This window comes from Streptomyces ruber, from assembly GCF_014648075.1.
GTDB lineage: Bacteria > Actinomycetota > Actinomycetes > Streptomycetales > Streptomycetaceae > Streptomyces > Streptomyces ruber.
Window position 1 is genome coordinate 178,175 of the sequence record NZ_BMQK01000009.1, and the last position, 19,776, is coordinate 197,950.

The window sequence follows — 19,776 nt, forward strand, 5'->3', positions numbered from 1 at the left end:
GAACGCAGAATCCAGTTCCCGAGAACGGTTCCATCATGTAACCTGCACGAAATTTTGCACTCCGCGCAGAGGGCCAGCGTCGTCCCTCGGCACCTGCGCCCCCAGAGCCGCGCACAGCCTGGGAGGCATCCCCAGCCACACAGACGACGACGGGAGAGCCGATGCGTACGCCGCGCCAGCCGTCCCAGCACTCCGCGAATGACCGGAACTGGTCCTTCATGGATGCTCGCCCTGCTGCGCAGGGTATGTACGACCCCCGTAATGAGCACGACGCCTGCGGCGTCGGCTTCGTCGCCACCCTCACCGGGGAGGCGAGCCATGCGCTGGTCGAGCAGGCGCTCACGGTTCTCCGCAACCTCGAGCACCGGGGCGCCACCGGATCCGAGCCCGACTCGGGGGACGGTGCAGGCATTCTCTCGCAGATGCCGGACGCCTTCTTCCGCGAGGTGGCCGGATTCGATCTCCCCGAGGCCGGCGGTTACGCGGCCGGCATCGCCTTCCTGCCCGAGGACGACACCGCCGGCGCCGCCGCCCGCATCGACGCCGTCGCCGCCGAGGAGGGCCTGACCGTCCTCGGCTGGCGCGAGGTGCCGGTCGCCCCCGACCTGCTCGGCGCCACCGCCCGCTCCACGATGCCCGCCTTCCGCCAGGTCTTCGTCACCGACCACACGAGCAAGGGCCTCGACCTGGACCGCAAGGCGTTCGTGCTGCGCAAGCGCGCCGAGCGCGAGGCCGGTGTGTACTTCCCGTCGCTCTCCGCGCGGACCATCGTCTACAAGGGGATGCTCACCACCGGTCAGCTGGAGCCCTTCTTCCCGGACCTGTCCGACCGCCGCTTCGCCTCCGCGATCGCCCTCGTCCACTCCCGCTTCTCGACCAACACGTTCCCCAGCTGGCCGCTCGCACACCCGTACCGTTTCGTCGCCCACAATGGCGAGATCAACACGGTCATGGGCAACCGCAACTGGATGCGCGCCCGCGAGTCCCAGCTGATGTCGGACCTGTTCGGTCCGGCGGAGAACCTGGAGCGGATCTTCCCGATCTGCACGCCCGGCGCCTCCGACTCCGCCTCCTTCGACGAGGTCCTGGAACTGCTCCACCTCGGCGGCCGCTCCCTGCCGCACTCCGTGCTGATGATGATCCCGGAGGCGTGGGAGAACCACGACTCCATGGACCCGGCCCGGCGCGCCTTCTACCAGTACCACGCCACGATGATGGAGCCCTGGGACGGTCCCGCCTGCGTCACCTTCACCGACGGCACCCAGGTCGGCGCCGTCCTCGACCGCAACGGCCTGCGCCCCGGCCGCTACTGGGTCACCGACGACGGCCTCGTCGTCCTCGGCTCCGAGGTCGGCGTCCTCGACATCGACCCCGCCAAGGTCGTCCGCAAGGGCCGCCTCCAGCCCGGCCGCATGTTCCTCGTCGACACCGCCGAGCACCGCATCATCGAGGACGACGAGATCAAGGCCGCCCTCGCCGCCGAGCACCCCTACCAGGAGTGGCTGGAAGCCGGCGAGATCGAGCTGTCCCACCTGCCCGAGCGCGAGCACATCGTGCACACGCACGCCTCGGTCACCCGCCGCCAGCAGACCTTCGGTTACACCGAGGAGGAGCTGCGCGTCATCCTCGCGCCGATGGCCAAGGCCGGCGCCGAACCCATCGGCTCCATGGGCACCGACTCGCCCATCGCCGCGCTGTCCTCGCGCCCCCGCCTGCTCTTCGACTACTTCACCCAGCTGTTCGCGCAGGTCACCAACCCGCCGCTGGACGCCATCCGCGAAGAGCTCGTCACCTCGCTGCGCTCCTCGCTGGGCCCGCAGGGCAACCTCCTGGAGCCGACCGCCGCGTCCTGTCGCAGCGTCACCCTGCCCTTCCCGGTGATCGACAACGACGAGCTGGCCAAGCTCATCCACATCAACGCCGACGGCGACATGCCCGGCATGAAGGCCGCGACTCTCTCCGGCCTCTACCGGGTCTCCGGCGGCGGCGACGCCCTCGCCGCGCGCATCGACGAGATCTGCGCCGAGGCCGACGCCGCCATCGACAACGGCGCCCGGCTGATCGTCCTCTCCGACCGCCACTCCGACGCCGAGCACGCGCCGATCCCGTCGCTGCTGCTCACCGCGGCCGTCCACCACCACCTCATCCGCACCAAGCAGCGCACCCAGGTGGGTCTGCTGGTCGAGGCGGGCGACGTCCGCGAGGTGCACCACGTGGCGCTCCTCATCGGCTTCGGCGCCGCCGCGGTCAACCCGTACCTGGCGATGGAGACCGTCGAGGACCTGGTGCGCGCGGGCACCTTCCTCCCCGGCATCGAGGCCGAGCAGGCCATCCGCAACCTGATCCACGCCCTCGGCAAGGGCGTCCTGAAGGTCATGTCCAAGATGGGCATCTCCACCGTCGCCTCCTATCGCGGCGCCCAGGTCTTCGAGGCCGTCGGCCTGGACGAGGCCTTCGTGGAGAAGTACTTCAACGGCACCGCCACCAAGATCGGCGGCGTCGGCATCGACGTCATCGCCCAGGAGGTCGCCGCCCGCCACGCCAAGGCCTACCCGGTCACCGGCATCGCCCCGGCGCACCGCGCGCTGGAGATCGGCGGCGAGTACCAGTGGCGCCGCGAGGGCGAACCGCACCTGTTCGACCCGGAGACGGTCTTCCGCCTCCAGCACTCCACGCGCTCCGGCCGCTACGACATCTTCAAGCAGTACACGGACCGCGTGAACGAGCAGTCCAAGCGGCTGATGACGCTGCGCGGCCTGTTCGGCTTCAAGTCGGACCGCCCCTCGATCCCCATCGAGGAGGTCGAGCCGGTCTCGGAGATCGTCAAGCGGTTCTCCACCGGCGCCATGTCGTACGGCTCCATCTCCCGCGAGGCGCACGAGACCCTCGCCATCGCGATGAACGAGTTGGGCGGCAAGTCCAACACCGGTGAGGGCGGCGAGGACCCGGAGCGCCTGTACGACCCGGCGCGCCGCTCCAGCATCAAGCAGGTCGCCTCCGGCCGCTTCGGCGTCACGAGCGAGTACCTGGTCAACGCCGACGACATCCAGATCAAGATGGCCCAGGGCGCCAAGCCCGGCGAGGGCGGCCAGCTGCCCGGGCACAAGGTGTACCCGTGGGTGGCGAAGACCCGGCACTCGACGCCGGGCGTCGGCCTCATCTCGCCGCCGCCGCACCACGACATCTACTCCATCGAGGACCTGGCGCAGCTGATCCACGACCTGAAGAACGCCAACCCGAAGGCCCGCATCCACGTGAAGCTGGTCTCCGAGGTCGGCGTCGGGACCGTGGCCGCGGGTGTGTCCAAGGCCCACGCGGACGTGGTCCTGATCTCGGGTCACGACGGCGGTACGGGCGCGTCCCCGCTGACGTCGCTGAAGCACGCGGGCGGTCCCTGGGAGCTCGGTCTCGCCGAGACCCAGCAGACGCTGCTGCTCAACGGCCTGCGCGACCGCATCGTCGTGCAGACCGACGGCCAGCTGAAGACCGGCCGCGACGTCGTCGTCGCCGCGCTGCTCGGCGCCGAGGAGTTCGGTTTCGCGACCGCGCCGCTCGTCGTCTCCGGCTGCGTGATGATGCGCGTGTGCCACCTGGACACCTGCCCGGTCGGCATCGCCACCCAGAACCCGGTGCTGCGCGAGCGGTTCTCCGGCAAGGCCGAGTACATCGTCAACTTCTTCCGGTTCATCGCCGAGGAGGTCCGCGAGCTCCTCGCCGAGCTGGGCTTCCGCTCCATCGAGGAGGCCGTCGGCCACGCCGAGGCCCTCGACGTGACCCGCGCGGTCGACCACTGGAAGGCGCAGGGCCTGGACCTGGAGCCGCTGTTCCACGTGCCCGCCCTGCCCGAGGGCGCCGTGCGCCACCAGCTCGTCGCGCAGGACCACGGTCTGGAGAAGGCGCTCGACAACGAGCTGATCAAGCTCGCCGCCGACGCCCTCGCCGCGACCGCCGCGGAGGACGCCCAGCCGGTCCGCGCCCAGGTTCCGATCCGCAACATCAACCGCACGGTCGGCACCATGCTCGGCCACGAGGTGACGAAGAAGTTCGGCGGCGCGGGCCTGCCCGACGACACCATCGACATCACCTTCACCGGCTCGGCGGGCCAGTCGTTCGGCGCGTTCCTGCCGCGCGGTGTGACCCTCCGCCTGGAGGGCGACGCCAACGACTACGTCGGCAAGGGCCTGTCCGGCGGCCGCGTCGTCGTCCGCCCGGACCGGGGCGCCGACCACCTCGCCGAGTACTCGACCATCGCGGGCAACACCATCGCGTACGGCGCGACCGGCGGCGAGCTGTTCCTGCGCGGCCGTACCGGCGAGCGGTTCTGCGTCCGCAACTCCGGTGCGACGGTCGTCTCCGAGGGCGTGGGCGACCACGGCTGCGAGTACATGACCGGCGGTCACGCGGTCGTGCTCGGCGAGACGGGCCGCAACTTCGCGGCGGGCATGTCGGGCGGCATCGCCTACGTGATCGACCTGAACCGCGACAACGTCAACGCCGGCAACGTGGGCGCGATCGAGGCCCTCGACGACGCGGACAAGCAGTGGCTGCACGACGTGGTGCGCCGCCACCAGGAGGAGACCGGCTCGACCGTGGCCGAGAAGCTCCTGGCCGAGTGGGACACCGCCGTGAACCGCTTCAGCAAGATCATCCCCAGCACGTACAAGGCAGTGCTCGCCGCCAAGGACGCCGCCGAGCGAGCCGGTCTCCCCGAGCACGAGATCACCGAGAAGATGATGGAGGCGGCGACCAATGGCTGATCCCAAGGGCTTTCTCAACCACGGGCGCGAGGTCGCCAGGACCCGTCCCGTTGAGGAGCGCGTCAAGGACTGGAACGAGGTCTACGTCCCCGGCTCCCTGCTGCCGATCATCAGCAAGCAGGCCAGCCGCTGCATGGACTGCGGCATCCCGTTCTGCCACAACGGCTGTCCGCTCGGCAACCTGATCCCCGAGTGGAACGACTACGCCTACCGCGAGGACTGGAGCGCCGCCTCCGAGCGGCTGCACGCCACGAACAACTTCCCGGAGTTCACGGGCCGTCTGTGCCCCGCCCCGTGCGAGTCGGCGTGCGTGCTCGGCATCAACCAGCCCCCGGTCACCATCAAGAACGTCGAGGTCTCGATCATCGACAAGGCGTGGGACAGCGGTGACGTCCGGCCGCAGATCCCCGAGCGCCTCTCCGGCAAGACCGTCGCGGTGATCGGTTCCGGCCCGGCGGGCCTCGCCGCCGCCCAGCAGCTCACCCGGGCCGGCCACACCGTCGCCGTCTACGAGCGCGCGGACCGCATCGGAGGCCTCCTCCGGTACGGCATCCCCGAGTTCAAGATGGAGAAGCGGCACATCAACCGCCGTATCGAACAGATGCGCGCGGAGGGCACCAAGTTCCGCACCGGTGTGGAGATCGGCCGGGACATCGACGCGGCGGCGCTGCGCCGGCGCTACGACGCCGTGGTCGTCGCGGCCGGCGCCACCACCGCCCGCGACCTGCCCGTCCCGGGCCGCGACCTCAAGGGCATCCACCAGGCGATGGAGTACCTGCCCCTGTCGAACAAGGTGCAGGAGGGCGACTACGTCACCTCCCCGATCTCGGCGAAGGGCAAGCACGTCGTCGTGATCGGCGGCGGTGACACCGGCGCCGACTGCGTGGGCACCGCCCACCGCCAGGGCGCCGCCTCCGTCACCCAGCTGGAGATCATGCCGCGCCCGGGCGAGGAGCGGAACGCGAACCAGCCCTGGCCGACGTTCCCGATGCTCTACAAGGTCACCTCCGCGCACGAGGAGGGCGGCGAGCGCATCTACTCGGCGTCCACCACCCACTTCGAGGGCGACGAGGACGGCAACGTCCAGTGGCTGCACCTGACCGAGGTGGAGTTCGTCGAGGGCAGGCTGACCCCGAAGCCGGGCACCGAGCGGAGGATCCCCGCCCAGCTGGTCACCCTCGCCATGGGCTTCACCGGCACCGACCAGGACAACGGCCTGGTCGAGCAGTTCGGCCTGGAGCTCGACGCGCGCGGCAACATCGCCCGCGACGCCGACTTCCAGACCAACGTGCCCGGCGTGTTCGTCGCCGGTGACGCGGGCCGCGGTCAGTCGCTCATCGTGTGGGCCATCGCGGAGGGCCGCTCGGCCGCCCGCGGGGTCGACCGGTTCCTCAACGGCGCGAGCGACCTGCCGGCCCCGATCCGCCCGACGGACCGCGCGCTGACGGTCTGACGAACGGCCCGGATACGTCCCGTACAAAGGCGTACGGGGAACACCGCGGCGCCCACCCTCATGTCCCCGACCGGACGCAGGGCGGGCGCCGCGCGTTCTCCCGGGCGGCCGGGCGTCACGGCACCCGGTACGTCTCCCCGTACACGGCCCACACGAGCGGCGTGCTCAGCTCCATGTTCCCGGCGTCGAGGAACCGCCGCTGGGCGGTGTCGATGCGGGAGGTGTCGCGGCTGGTCGCCTCGGTCCGCATGGCCTCGCGGCGGACGTCGAGGAAGGCGTTCAGGTAGGCCTTCTCGTCGCCGCCCTGCGCGGGGGGCTTCGCCTCGTCCAGAGCGTGCTCGCGCAGGCCGTAGAAGCTGTCGGCGTCGGTGCCGGGGCCGTGCAGGACCATCGCGTCGTAGTAGATGAACTGGCCGAGGGTGCCGAGGCCGTCGAGCTTCGCGAGCCGCACCGCGGGGTCGAAGTACACGTCGTCACGCTCGGTCTCCTGGGCCTCGCGGAACGCCGGCACCTGCGACTCCGCCCGCCACGCCGCGGTGAAACCGGGATCCAGCCCCTCGTGGGAGTCGGTGCCGTCCACCTCGCGGAGCGCGGGGAGGTACGCGGCGAGCCCGTTGTCCGGGTGGGCCTTCGTGTAGCGCTCGACCAGGGCGAGCAGATCGTGCGTGCCGGTGCAGAAGCCGACGATGCCCGCGGTGTAGCCGCGTCCGTCGCCCACGTCCTCGATCAGCCCGTACGTGGTGCGCCAGTCCAGTGTCGAGTCGCGGGCCGTCGCGACCAGCTTGTGCGCCAGCTCCTTCTTGTCCGGGGCGGCGAGACCGGGCGGCGCGTCGGCTATCGCCTCGTCGTCGGCGGTGCCCTCGTCCTCGGCCCGTACCTTCGCGTTCTCGGCCCCCGGGGACGGGGCGGACGCGGACGCCCGGTTCCCCGGGGCGTCCGCGTCGGAAGATCCGGGAGTGAACAGGTAGACCACCGCCGTGATGGCAACAGGGGCGGCCGCGAGCAGGAGACAACCGGCGCGTTTCATGGCGCACAGGTTAAGTGCAGGGCACGTGAAGGAGCGAGTGCAACCTTACGTGAGCTATGAGCCCCCTGTGACGCCCCCTGCGGCCGGTCCATGATCGCGGAGCGGCTACCCTCGGCACTCCCTCACCGCCCGCCGCGCCCGAAGGGGAACTCCCGCATGCCCGCGATCAGCCTCAGCAAGGTCCAGGAGACCGCGCCCGCGCTCGTCAGCCTCTACAAGACCGCCGGGGACTCCCTCGCGCGCAACGGGCTGGACGGACAGCGGGCCGCCGTGTACCTCGTCGTCGACCACAGCGGCTCGATGCGTCCGTACTACAAGGACGGCAGCGTGCAGGCCCTCGCCGACCGCGTCCTCGGGCTGTCCGCGCACCTCGACGACGACGGGAGTGTCCCCGTGGTCTTCTTCTCCACGGACATAGACGCGGTCACGGACATCGAGCTCGCCGGTCACCAGGGCCGCATCGAGCGGATCGTGGCGGGCCTCGGGCACATGGGGAAGACCAGCTACCACCTGGCCATGGACGCCGTCATCGACCACTACCTCGACAGCGGCGCCGAGGACCCCGCCCTGGTCGTCTTCCAGACGGACGGCGGACCGGTCAGCAGGCCCGCCGCCGAACGGTACCTGTGCAAGGCGGCCAGGCTGCCGCTGTTCTGGCAGTTCGTCGGGTTCGGCGACCCGGACAGCAGGCAGTTCGACTTCCTGCGCCGCCTCGACGAACTCCCCGTGCCCGAGCGGCGCGCCGTGGACAACGCCGGCTTCTTCCACGCGGGCGAGGACCCGCGCCGCGTCCCCGACCGCGAACTGTACGACCGGCTGCTGGACGGCTTCCCCGAGTGGCTGGCGGCGGCGCGGGAGAAGGGCATCGTACGGTGAAGGCCGAACCGGACCCGTTGGCGAGCGGGAGCGCGCGTGCCACTCTGAGGTGAGCCACCGGGGAGGGCGACGCGATGGTCGGCGCACGTTCGGGCAAGGGCAAGGGCAGGGGCAGGGTCGGCGGCGGCACCGAGGGCAGCGGCGGGAGCAGCGGCGGCAGGGCGGTTCCCGCGGTCCGCGAGGCCAGGGGCGAACGGATCGCGGACTGGGCCGACGGCCGGCTCGGCGCCTACACCCTCGCCAAGGCCCAGATGCGCAAGGTCTTCCCCGACCACTGGTCCTTCATGCTCGGCGAGATCTGCCTCTACAGCTTCCTCGTCCTGATCCTGACCGGCGTCTACCTCACCCTCTTCTTCGAGCCGAGCAGCGCCGAGGTCGTCTACGACGGCTCCTACCAGCCGCTCAACGGCATCGTCATGACCCGCGCGTACGAGTCCGCGCTCGACATCAGCTTCGACCTGCGCGGCGGCCTGCTGATCCGGCAGCTCCACCACTGGGCCGCGCTCGTCTTCGTCGCCGGAATGATCGTCCACATGATGCGGGTGTTCTTCACCGGCGCCTTCCGCAAACCCCGCGAGATCAACTGGCTGTTCGGCTGGACCCTGCTGATGCTCGGCATGATCACCGGCCTGACCGGCTACTCGCTCCCCGACGACCTGCTCTCCGGCACCGGCCTCCGTTTCGCGCAGGGCGCCATCCTGTCGATCCCCGTCGTGGGCACCTACCTGGCGTTCGGCCTCTTCGGCGGCGAGTTCCCCGGGGGCGAGATCATCGCGCGGCTCTACCCGATCCACATCCTCCTGCTGCCCGGCATCATGCTGGCCCTGATCGTCGCCCACCTGATCCTGGTCGTCTACCACAAGCACACCCAGTACCCCGGCCCCGGACGGACCGGGCGGAACGTCGTCGGCATGCCCCTCCTGCCCGTCTACATGGCCAAGGCCGGCGGCTTCTTCTTCCTCGTCTTCGGCGTGCTGACCCTGATGGCGGCGGTCGCCACCGTCAACCCCGTCTGGGCGTACGGCCCCTACCGGCCCGACCAGGTGACGACCGGCGCCCAGCCCGACTGGTACCTGGGCTTCTCCGAGGGACTGATCCGGGCGATGCCGGGATGGGAGATCAACCTCTTCGGCCACACCCTCGCCCTGGGCGTCCTCATCCCCTTCACGCTCTTCCCGCTCGTGATGCTCGCCATCGCCGTCTACCCGTTCGTCGAGGCGTGGATCACCGGCGACCGGCGCGAGCACCACATCCTGGACCGGCCCCGCAACCACCCCGTCCGCACCGGGCTGGGCGTCGCCTGGCTGAGCATGTACGTGGTCGCGCTGATCGGCGGCGGCAACGACATCATCGCGCTGCGCTTCCGCCTGTCGATCAACGCCGTCACCTGGTTCGTGCGCATCGGCTTCTTCGTGGTGCCGGTGATCGCCTTCATCGTCACCAAGCGGATCTGCCTCGGCCTGCAGCGCCGGGACCGCGACAAGGTGCTGCACGGCCTGGAGAGCGGCACGATCAAACGGCTCCCGCACGGCGAGTACGTCGAGATCCACGAGCCCCTCTCACAGGCCCGCATGTTCGTCCTCACCCAGCACGAGCAGCCCGAACCGTACGACCCCGGCCCGCGCGTCGACGGGAACGGCGTCACCCGCCGCGTCACCACCACCGAACGGCTGCGCGCCCGCCTCGCCCGCGCCATGTACGGCACGGCCGCCCGAGTGGCGAAACCGACCCCTCAGGAATACCGGGAGCTCCAGCAACACCAGGAGCTCACGGGCGGCGACCACCCGCACTGATCCCCGGTGCCCCGCATCCGTGTCACGTGTCGCACTCCAGCACCGTCCGGCACAACCCGCAACGGGCGCGGACCCGGCCACGGACCGGAACCCTGATGCGCTGGTGGCACGTGGGACAGGGGAAAGACACGCGCAACGGTCCCCGGCCGTCGGGCGTGAACGTGTACGGAACCTCCGGCCCCGGCGCACGGTGACCCGGGCCGAGGTCCTGGGCATGACGGCGGTCCCTCGCGTAGCGGCGGCGGCCCGCCCAGCCCGCCGCCGTCAGCGGCGGCTGCTCCGCGTCACGGCGGGCCCGGGCCGCGCCCTTGGTGTACGCCGTGTACGCCTGCGGGCTGGTGAACCACACCGACGGGTCCTCCCCGAAGAGGAGCGCCCGCTTGGCGAGGACGTAGCCGAACTCCTCCGGAGTGAGGTACCCCAGCTTCTGCGAGGAGGCCCCGTCCTCCCGGTACGCGTCCAGCAGCAGCCAGCCCGCCCCCAGGTACGTCGCCGCCGTGTCCGTGAGGATCTCGTTGTCCCGGGTGCCGGGGAAGGACAGACCGAGACGGTGCAGGTACACGTGCATGACCTCATGGGCCAGAGCCGCGCCGATGTCCCGCCGGTGGACGCGGAAACGGTCGTTGAGCTCGATGAAGTACTCGGGACCCGCGGCCAGCTCCACGTTGGCCGCGTGCGTCATCTCCCGGAAACCGATGATCATCCGGGCGTCCGGCAGCCGGTAGTGCCGCACCATCTCGCGCGCCACCCGCTGGGCGCCCAGATGCAGGTCGTCGGTGTCGGCGAAGGCCACGTCGACGGGCGCCACACTGGTCGCGAAGGTCTGCACCGTGTCGTACGACAGCCGCTTGTACAGCGCGGTGATCGACGCCCGCACCCTGTCCAGATGCGGGTAGCCGTGCTGAACCGGTCCGCCGTTGGTCACGTCCGCACCCCCACGACGCCTCGACTCGACCCGGAACCACTCTAGGACGGCCAGGCCCGCCACCGGGCGGCGATCCGCCCCCGGTCCGCGCAAAAAACGCTCGGCCGGACACCCGCCGCCTGCGATACTCCGCCCCATGGCCACCGAGCAGCACCGAGCCCGCACCGCGACCCTGCGCATCGGCGGCGAGGACGACGAGCTGGAACGGCGGCTCGGCGACGAACTCGACGCCTTCAACTCCCGTGTCACCGGCGCCGGAAACTGGGAGGACTTCTCCGTACGGCTGACCGACGCGCACGGCCGCCTGGCCGGCGGACTCACCGGTTCCGTCTGGGGCACCCTGTGCACCGTCGAGATGCTGTGGATACGGGAGGACCTCCGCGGCGCCGGCTGGGGCAGCCGCGTCCTGAAGGCGGCCGAGCAGGAGGCCGTACGGCGCGGCTGCACCGACATGACCCTCTCCTCGTACACCTTCCAGGCCCCGGACTTCTACCGCAAGCACGGCTACCGCGAGACCGGCCGCAGCGAAGGCGTCCCCGGCCGGCACTGCGACGTGTACTTCCACAAGTCGCTGACCGCCCCCTGACCCGCGACGCCGGGCCCGCCGCGGGCCACCGTTCCGCACCTCGGACACCCATGAGCCGATCACCCCGCCCCACGTAGGGTGACCACCATGACCACCAGCAATTCCGGTGCCGCAACCAGTGACGTCGACCCGGCCGTCCGCGCCGAGCTCACCCGGCTGCGGGACAGCATCGACAACATCGACGCCGCCGTCGTCCACATGCTCGCCGAACGCTTCAAGTGCACCCAGCGCGTCGGCCACCTCAAGGCCGAACACCGGCTGCCACCCGCCGACCCCGCCCGCGAGACCCAGCAGATCGCCCGCCTGCGCCGGCTCGCCGAGAGCGCCAAGCTCGACCCGGCGTTCGCCGAGAAACTGCTCAACTTCATCATCGCCGAGGTGATCCGCCACCACGAGCGCATCGCGGACGACACTGTCAACGGCGCGTCCGGCAAGGGGGAGTGACACCGGGCCCGCCAAGAGGGATCCTTCGAGGACTCCCAGTCGAGTCGTGGGCACGCGCGCCGAGCGCGGGCCCGTGCCGATGGTGTCCGAGCGAGGGGACGTCGGGCCATGCCATCGAACGCGAAGATCCTCATCGTCGACGACCATGAGGACACCCTGTACGCCCTGGAAAGCGCCCTGGCCCCACTGGGCTACCGCCTCACCCGCGCGACCAGCGGCGACGCGGCGCTCAAGGAAGTCCTGCGCGGCCAGGTCGGACTGCTCCTCCTCGACGTGCGCATGCCCGGCGTCAGCGGTCTCGACGTCGTCCGCTACATGCGCCGCCTGGAGCAGACCCAGCACATCCCCATCGTCCTGCTCACCGGGTTCGGAATGGACGCCGAACTCGCCTCCACCGCCTTCCAGCTGGGCGTCGCCGACCTGGTCATGAAACCCACCGACCCCTGGTCGCTGCGGACCAAGGTCCGCTACCTGTACGACGCCTACCGGCGCACCGACGCCCTGGAGCGCGAGGTGCGCGAACTCCGCGCCCGCGTGCACGAACACCCACCGGACCCCGGCCTCCCACCCCCCGAGAACCGGGTGCCCGCCCAGCACAAGGGCCGCACGACCGGCCCGGAACCCGACCGCGCGAAACAGATCGCGGCCCCCGACCGCACCTGACCGCGGCACCCGAGCACCCGAACCCGGCACCGGAACGCACGTGCGCGGGACCGCGAAGACCCCCGAGCACCGGCAAGGAGCAGGCCACCGGCGCGCCCCCGGAGCGGCCCACCCCTGGGCCTCGTCAGCGGCATCGGGCAGCATGTCCCTCATGTCCGTACTGACGCGCGACGAAGCGCAGACCCGTGCCCGGCTCCTCGACGTCCACCGCTACGAGATCGATCTCGACCTCACCCGCGGCGACGACACCTTCGACTCCCGCACCCTCATCCGCTTCACCGTGCGCGACGGTCAGGACACCACGGACACCTTCGTCGAGCTGAAGCCCGCCGAACTGCGCTCCGCCACGCTCGACGGCGACCCCATCGACCCCACCGCCCTCGACGGGAACAGGCTGCCGCTCACCGGCCTCACCGAGGGCGAGCACGAACTCCGCGTCGACGCCGCCATGCGCTACTCCCGCACCGGCGAGGGCATGCACCGCTTCACCGACCCCACCGACGGCGAGACCTACGTCTACACCCAGCTCTTCCTCGACGACGTCCAGCGCGTCTTCCCGGCCTTCGACCAGCCCGACCTCAAGGCCGTCTTCGACCTCACCGTCACCGCCCCCGACGGCTGGACCGTCCTCGCCAACGGCATCACCGAACACCTCGGCGACGGCACCTGGCGCGCCGCCACCACCCCCCTCATCTCCACCTACCTCGTCGCCGTCGCCGCCGGCCCCTGGCACTCCGTCACCACCGAACACCGCGGCCTCCCCTTCGGCATCCACTGCCGCCGCTCCCTCGCCCCCCACCTCGACGCCGACGCCGACGAGATCCTCGACATCACCCGCGCCTGCTACGACCGCTACCACGAGAAGTTCGAGGAGCCGTACCCCTTCGACTCCTACGACCAGGCATTCGTCCCCGAGTTCAACGCCGGCGCCATGGAGAACCCCGGCCTCGTCACCTTCCGCGACGAGTTCGTCTTCCGCTCCGCCGTCACCGACACCGAACGCCAGACCCGCGCCATGGTCATCGCCCACGAGATGGCCCACATGTGGTTCGGCGACCTCGTCACCCTCCAGTGGTGGGACGACATCTGGCTGAACGAGTCCTTCGCCGAGTACATGGGCTACCAGACCCTCACCGAAGCCACCCGCTTCACCGACACCTGGGTCGACTTCGGCGTCGCCCGCAAGGCCTGGGGCTACGACGCCGACCAGCGCCCCTCCACCCACCCCGTCGCACCCGAAGCCGTCGACGACACCGCCTCCGCCCTCCTCAACTTCGACGGCATCTCCTACGCCAAGGGCGCCTCCGCACTGCGCCAGCTCGTCGCCTGGCTCGGCGAGAAGGACTTCCTCGCCGGCATCAACACCCACTTCGCCCGCCACCGCTTCGGCAATGCCACCCTCGCCGACTTCATCGACTCCCTCGCCGCCACCACCGACCGCGACGTCCACGCCTGGGCGGACTCCTGGCTGCGCACCACGGGCGTCGACACCCTCGTCCCCGAGACCGGCACGAGGGACGACGGGAACTGGAACGTGAACCTCCGCCACGCGGACGGCAGCCGCCCCCACCACATCACCATCGGCCTCTACGACCACGACCCGAACCACCCGAGCCGCCTGACCCTGCGCGATCGCATGGACGTGGACATCCCTGCCACCGGTGACATGGTCCTCGGCTCCGCCGGCCCCCGCCCCGCCCTCGTCCTCCTCAACGACGGCGACCTCACCTACGCCAAGATCCGCTTCGACCCGGACTCCCTCACCACCGTCCGCGACCGCCTCTCCGGACTCCCCGAACCCCTCACCCGCGCCGTCGTCTGGAACGCCCTCAGGGACGCCGTACGCGACGGCGACCTCCCGCCCACCGACTACCTGGAGACCGCCCGCACCCACCTCCCGCACGAGACCGACCTGGCCCTCGTCCAAGGCGTCCTGTCCTTCGCCTCCGCCCAGATCGCCGACCGCCTCCTCACCCCCACAGCCCGGCCCGCCGCCCTCGCCACCCTCACCGACCTGTGCCGCGACCTCATCCGCCGCACCGAGGACGGCTCCCACCCCGGACTGCGCCTGACCGCCGTACGCCACGCCATCGACGTCGCCGCCCACCCCGACACCATCGCCTCCTGGCTCACCGACGGCACCGTCCCCGGCGGCCCCGAACTCGACCCCGAGCTGCGCTGGCGCATCCTCACCCGGCTCGCCGTCCTCGGCGCCACCGACGAGGCCGCCATCGACGCCGAACTCGCCCGCGACCCCAGCGCCACCGGCCAGGAGGGCGCCGCACGCTGCCGGGCCGCCCTGCCCGACCCGGACGCCAAACGCCGCGCCTGGGAGGCCATGTTCACCTCCGACGACCTGTCCAACTACCTGTTCACGGCCACCGCCCAGGGCTTCTGGCAGCCCGAGCAGAGCGACCTGCTCCACGACTACGTCGAGCGGTACTGGACCGACGCGGTCGCCGTCGCCGCCCGCCGCGGCCCCGCCATCGCCGAGGCGGCCGGCCGCTGGGCCTTCCCCGCGTACGCCGTCGACGCCGACACCTTCCGCCTCGGCGACACCTGCCTGCGCGAGGCCGACCCGATCCCCGCCCTGCGCCGCAAGCTCACCGACCAGCTCGACGACCTGCGACGCGCGGCCCGGGTACGCGACACCCACGCCTGAGGGACGGCCGGTCCGTGCGCCCCCGGGACACGGGCACGCACGGACCGGCCCGAGCACTCACCGGCCCCGTGGGCCACCGGCGCCCAGGACACCCCCGGAGGCAACTCCCGTACCCCGAGCAGAACTTCAGCCCTGCCTACACATTTCCTCCGCACGGCAGTACCCGCTTTCGGGTCCGATCGTTGTGCTCTCAGGGCGCGCCGCACCACGGCGCGCGACCCCTGGAACACCCCGACCGCCGTGCGCCCGGAGGCCCCGTGAACACACCCCCACCCCAGGAGCCCGAGAACCCCCGCGATCTGGTGGGCATCGGCATCGGCCCGTTCAACCTCTCCCTCGCCGCCCTCGCCCATCCCCTCACCGACTTCGACGCCGTCTTCTACGAACAGCGCCCCGCCTTCGACTGGCACCCCGGCCTGCTCATCGACGGCACCACCCTGCAAGTGCCGTTCATGGCCGACCTCGTCACCCTCGCCGACCCCGCGAACCCCTGGTCGTTCCTCAACTACCTCAAGACCCGCGACCGGCTCTTCCCCTTCTACTTCGCCGAGCGCTTCCACATCCAGCGCGCCGAGTACGACGCCTACTGCCGCTGGGTCAGCGAGAACATCCCCGGACTGCGCTTCGCCCACCAGGTCGACGCCGTGCGCTGGAACCCCGACCACGACCTGTTCGAGATCGACCACACCCGGCTCGACAGCTCCGGCGAGGCCGCCGCCCTCGGCCGTACCTACGCCCGGAACGTCGCCCTCGGCGTCGGCACCGCCCCCCACGTGCCCGACCCCCTCAAACCACTCGTCGAAGCACGCGGCGTCCCCGTCATCCACGCCGCCGACTACCTCCGCGAACGCGACCGCCTCCTCGCCGCCCACCACATCACCGTGGTCGGCGCGGGCCAGTCCGGCGCCGAGATCTTCCTCGACCTGCTCCAGGCACGCCCCGTCGGACACGAACGCATCCACTGGCTCGCCCGCACCGACGCCTTCGCTCCCATGGAGTACTCCAAGCTCGGCCTGGAACACTTCACCCCCGACTACACCCGCTACTTCCACGCCCTCGCCGAATCGACTCGCGACCGGCTCGTCGCCGCGCAGTGGCAACTCCACAAAGGCATCGGCGCCGACACCCTCGCCGCCATTCACGACGAGCTCTACCGCCGCACCCTGCACGGCGGCTGGCCCGACGCCGTCCTCACCCCTGGTGTCCTCGTCCGCACCGCGGGACGCATCGCCAGCACCCGCATCGAACTCCACCTCGAACACATCCAGCAGGGCACCCGCTCCCGCCTCAGCACCGATGCCGTCGTCCTCGCCACCGGCTACCGCGAACGCCCCCTCGACCGCATGATCGCCGGACTCGAGCCCTACATCCGGCGCGACAACTCCGAGCGTCCCTGCGTCGACGACCGCTTCCGCCTCGTCCTCGACCCCGCCGTGACCGGCTCCGTCCACGTCCAGAACGCGGGCCTCCACGCCCACGGTGTCGGCACCCCCGACCTCGGCCTCGCCGCCTGGCGCAGCGCCACCATCCTCAACCACCTCACCGGGAAGAACCCCTACCCGCTGCCCGACCGCACCGCCTTCACCACCTTCGGCCTCGCCCAGCACCAGGCCCTCCAGGTGCCGTCGGCCCGCCGGCCACGCACACTGCTCCCGCTCGTGGAGAGGTGACACGGGACGGACGGCGCAAGAAACCGGGGCCCCGGAGAACCGGGGCCCCAGCGACGTACGGGCCCGACGAGAACAGCACGGAGAACGGCGCGGTCCCCAGGGAACAGTGTGGTTCCGGGAGAACGGTGCGGTTCCGGGAGAACGGTGCGGCAGGACTTCTAGAACACCGGCGTCCCGTCCCGCGTCAGCCGCCAGTCCACCGACGCGAAGTCCTTCGGGTCCAGCACACCCTTCTCCGTCACCCACTCCGCGATCCGCGTCCGGATCTCCGTGGACTCCGACCACACCTCCGTCGCCGACGCCACGTGCGGGAACGCGCCACCACCGTTCGCCCGGTAGTTGTTCACCGCGAACACGAACCGCTGCGCGTCGTCCAGCGGCGCACCGCCGTAGGACAGGTTCTTGATCCGCGACCCCGCCGGCTGCGCGATGTCGATGTCGTACTGCACACCCGACACATAGTCGTAGTTGTAGTCCGGACGGCCGCCCGCGTTCGTCAGCGCGTCCACGTCCACGGCCGCACCCGCCGCCGTCCGCACGTAGTACTCCGCCGAGAACTCCAGGTACGCCCGCACCTGCGCACCCGTCATCACCTTCGCGACCAGCGTGTTGTCGTACACGTACAGGCTCGACAGGTCCCGGATCGTCACCTCGCCCGCCGGGATCTCGGACGTCCGCGAGAACGGCGACGCCTGCGACAGCACCGGCAGCGCCGCGTACTCCGTGCCCGCGAGCGCCGCCCGGACCACGTCCTCCTGCACCTTGTTGATCAGGTCGATGATCGGCGCGTCCTTGTACCGCGCGTCGACCGTCGTCAGCTTCTCCGTCGCCGTACCGACGACCTGGTTGACGTAAGCGACGACCTTCGCGTGCTCGTCCTCCAGCAGCCGGGTGATGCGCTCGTCGTCGGGGACCGAGTTCGAGTTCCGCAGCGACGCCTTCACCGACTCGACCCGCCAGCGGCCCTTCTCCAGGACCAGCTCGAAGTCGAACAGGGTCAGCCGCTCCGCGTAGCACAGCGGCTCCGACAGCACGACGGTCTTCCCCGTCCTGTCATTGGTGACCAGCAGTTCCTCGATCTCCGTGTGCGCGTGACCGACCAGGATCGCGTCGATGCCGGGGACCTGCTTCGCCACGTTCGCCGCCGCGTTCTCCACGTACGGGAGCTGGTCACCGTACGACGACGTGCCCGACGAACCCGAGTGCGCCGACACCACGACCACGTCCGCGCCCATGGAACGGAGCTTCGGCACCCACTTCGCCGCCTGCTCCTCCAGACCGGGGAACTTCAGCCTGCCCTGCACATACGCCTTGTCCCAGATCGCGATGCCCGGGTTGGTCAGGCCGAGCACGGCGACCTTCACCGGCGGCGCGCCCGGCACGTGGAACTTCTTCATGAAGTACGGCGGGAAGGCCGGCTTCAGCGTCTTCGCGTCCACCGCGTTCGCGCCCAGCAGCGGGAAGTCGCACTGGTCCTCGAACTTCCGCAGCGTCTCGATGCCGTAGTTGAACTCGTGGTTCCCGAGCGCCACCGCGTCGTACCCGATGGCGTTCATCGCCTGCGCCATCGGGTGCTTCGGGCCGCCCTTCGCGGTGATCGGCTCCACCTTCGCGAAGTAGTACGTCAGCGGCGTGCCCTGGATCGTGTCGCCCGCGTCCAGGAGGAGGGTGTTGCGGCGGCCCTTCTCCTTGCGGACCTGCTCGATCAGCGTCGCCACCCGGGCCAGGCCCTTGGCGTTGCCCGCGTCGTCCGCGTACTCCGCGTCCTTGAAGTAGTCCCAGTTGAAGACATTGCCGTGCAGGTCCGTCGTGCCCATCACGGTCAGCGCGTACCGCTTCGGCCGGTGACCGTGGCCGCCGCCCCTGCCGTGCGCCTCGGCGGCCGGCGCCGCTACCCCGCCGGCCAGCGCGACGCCCGCACCGGTCGCGGCGGACCTCTCCAGAAACCTGCGGCGGTTCAACGGCATGACGGGTACTCCTCGGACGACCAGTGGGTACTTTCGATTACGCGCGTAGATTCTGACCCGCGCGGCACCGGCGGCAACAGACCTCCCAGGTTGCGATCTGGTGACCAGGGGGATCACGGACCGGGCCGCCGGTGACACAGTGGGGCGTATGACCTCGCTGCCCCAGGAACCGCAAGCACACCCGGCACCCACCGCGGACACCCGCCACCCCGCCCCCTACGGCACCCCCGACGCCCCCCGCATAGCCGTCCGCGGCGAGGCCCACCTCGAAGTCGATCCCGAGATCGCCCGCATCGCCATCACCGTCAGCGCCCGCGGCAAGGACCGCCGCACCGCCCTCGACGACCTCACCCGCCGCAACGCCACCGTCCTGGACCTCGTCAAGTCCTACGGGGAAGCCGTGGAACGACTGGAGACCGGCGCCTTCACCATCGCCCCCGAACACGCCAAGCACAGCCGCGGCGAACGCGTCACCGCCTACCACGGCCGCGTCCACCTCACCGCCGAACTCACCGACTTCACCGCCCTCGGCGAACTCACCACCCGCCTCGCCGACCTCGACCTCACCCGCGTCGACGGCCCCTGGTGGGCCCTGCGCCCCGACTCACCCGCCCACCGCCGCGCCCGCACCCAAGCGGTCCGCGAAGCCGTCCAGCGCGCCCGCGAGTACGCCGAGGCCCTCGACACCACCCTCACCGCCCTCGTGGAACTCGCCGACGTCGGAGCCGACGCGCCCCCCGAAGCGCCCGTGGTCGTCGGCGCCATGCGCTCCATGGCCTACGGAGCGCCGGTCGAGGACACCGCGGCCCCCCTCGACCTCGAACCGCAGCGACAGCACGTCCAGGCACAGATCAACGCCCGGTTCACCATGGCCCCCCCACGGCTGTGAGCGACGGATGCCCGACCCCTCGTGCGCTCATCGGAGCGCCCGTCCGCACACTCAAAACCTTGTC

General features: G+C 70.8%; 13 protein-coding genes. 10 read left to right on the forward strand and 3 right to left on the reverse strand.

Annotated features, from left to right (window positions below):
- The first annotated feature begins 161 nt into the window (after positions 1-161).
- Both gltB and IEZ04_RS20565 read left to right on the forward strand, forming a co-directional pair.
- A complete protein-coding gene (gltB, locus tag IEZ04_RS20560) occupies positions 162-4,757 on the forward strand; it encodes a glutamate synthase large subunit (protein ID WP_189218385.1) in 4,596 nt (1,531 codons plus the stop codon).
- Positions 4,750-6,210, forward strand: a complete 1,461-nt coding sequence (locus IEZ04_RS20565; RefSeq protein WP_189218386.1) for a glutamate synthase subunit beta — start codon at positions 4,750-4,752, stop codon at positions 6,208-6,210. Before gltB ends, IEZ04_RS20565 begins: the two co-directional genes overlap by 8 nt.
- A gap of 115 nt (positions 6,211-6,325) precedes the next feature.
- Here the strand turns inward: IEZ04_RS20565 and IEZ04_RS20570 are convergent, their stop codons facing one another.
- Complete coding sequence (locus IEZ04_RS20570) at positions 6,326-7,237, reverse strand: chitosanase (RefSeq protein WP_189218387.1); 912 nt, start codon at positions 7,235-7,237, stop codon at positions 6,326-6,328.
- Between the two features lie 156 nt (positions 7,238-7,393).
- On the opposite strand from IEZ04_RS20570, the gene IEZ04_RS20575 reads away from it, so the two are divergent.
- Both IEZ04_RS20575 and qcrB read left to right on the forward strand, forming a co-directional pair.
- Positions 7,394-8,113: a vWA domain-containing protein gene (locus IEZ04_RS20575; protein WP_189218388.1), complete on the forward strand. Its 720-nt coding sequence runs from the start codon at positions 7,394-7,396 to the stop codon at positions 8,111-8,113.
- 74 nt (positions 8,114-8,187) lie between these two features.
- Complete coding sequence (gene qcrB, locus IEZ04_RS20580; RefSeq protein WP_189218389.1) at positions 8,188-9,906, forward strand: cytochrome bc1 complex cytochrome b subunit; 1,719 nt, start codon at positions 8,188-8,190, stop codon at positions 9,904-9,906.
- A gap of 22 nt (positions 9,907-9,928) precedes the next feature.
- Here the strand turns inward: qcrB and IEZ04_RS20585 are convergent, their stop codons facing one another.
- On the reverse strand, positions 9,929-10,831 hold the full coding sequence (locus IEZ04_RS20585) for a hypothetical protein (RefSeq protein ID WP_189218390.1): 903 nt from the start codon (positions 10,829-10,831) through the stop codon (positions 9,929-9,931).
- Positions 10,832-10,967: 136 nt separating this feature from the next.
- On the opposite strand from IEZ04_RS20585, the gene IEZ04_RS20590 reads away from it, so the two are divergent.
- The 5 genes from IEZ04_RS20590 (at position 10,968) to IEZ04_RS20610 (ending at position 16,856) form a co-directional block, all read left to right on the forward strand.
- Positions 10,968-11,417 carry a GNAT family N-acetyltransferase gene (locus IEZ04_RS20590; protein ID WP_189218391.1) on the forward strand — a complete coding sequence of 150 codons (450 nt, stop codon included), beginning with the start codon at positions 10,968-10,970 and terminating at the stop codon, positions 11,415-11,417.
- 87 nt (positions 11,418-11,504) lie between these two features.
- Positions 11,505-11,861, forward strand: a complete 357-nt coding sequence (locus tag IEZ04_RS20595) for a chorismate mutase (RefSeq protein ID WP_189218392.1) — start codon at positions 11,505-11,507, stop codon at positions 11,859-11,861.
- A 108-nt stretch (positions 11,862-11,969) separates the two neighbouring features.
- A complete protein-coding gene (locus tag IEZ04_RS20600; protein WP_189218393.1) occupies positions 11,970-12,524 on the forward strand; it encodes a response regulator in 555 nt (184 codons plus the stop codon).
- A gap of 142 nt (positions 12,525-12,666) precedes the next feature.
- Positions 12,667-15,186, forward strand: a complete 2,520-nt coding sequence (pepN, locus tag IEZ04_RS20605) for an aminopeptidase N (protein ID WP_189218394.1) — start codon at positions 12,667-12,669, stop codon at positions 15,184-15,186.
- A gap of 257 nt (positions 15,187-15,443) precedes the next feature.
- Positions 15,444-16,856 carry a lysine N(6)-hydroxylase/L-ornithine N(5)-oxygenase family protein gene (locus IEZ04_RS20610; protein WP_189218395.1) on the forward strand — a complete coding sequence of 471 codons (1,413 nt, stop codon included), beginning with the start codon at positions 15,444-15,446 and terminating at the stop codon, positions 16,854-16,856.
- A 158-nt stretch (positions 16,857-17,014) separates the two neighbouring features.
- Here the strand turns inward: IEZ04_RS20610 and IEZ04_RS20615 are convergent, their stop codons facing one another.
- A complete protein-coding gene (locus IEZ04_RS20615) occupies positions 17,015-18,823 on the reverse strand; it encodes a bifunctional metallophosphatase/5'-nucleotidase (RefSeq protein WP_189218396.1) in 1,809 nt (602 codons plus the stop codon).
- Positions 18,824-18,971: 148 nt separating this feature from the next.
- Between IEZ04_RS20615 and IEZ04_RS20620 the strand changes: the two genes are divergently transcribed.
- The gene (locus IEZ04_RS20620) at positions 18,972-19,712 is read left to right on the forward strand and encodes an SIMPL domain-containing protein (RefSeq protein WP_189218397.1); all 741 of its coding nucleotides are present in this window, start codon (positions 18,972-18,974) and stop codon (positions 19,710-19,712) included.
- Positions 19,713-19,776 lie beyond the last annotated feature (64 nt).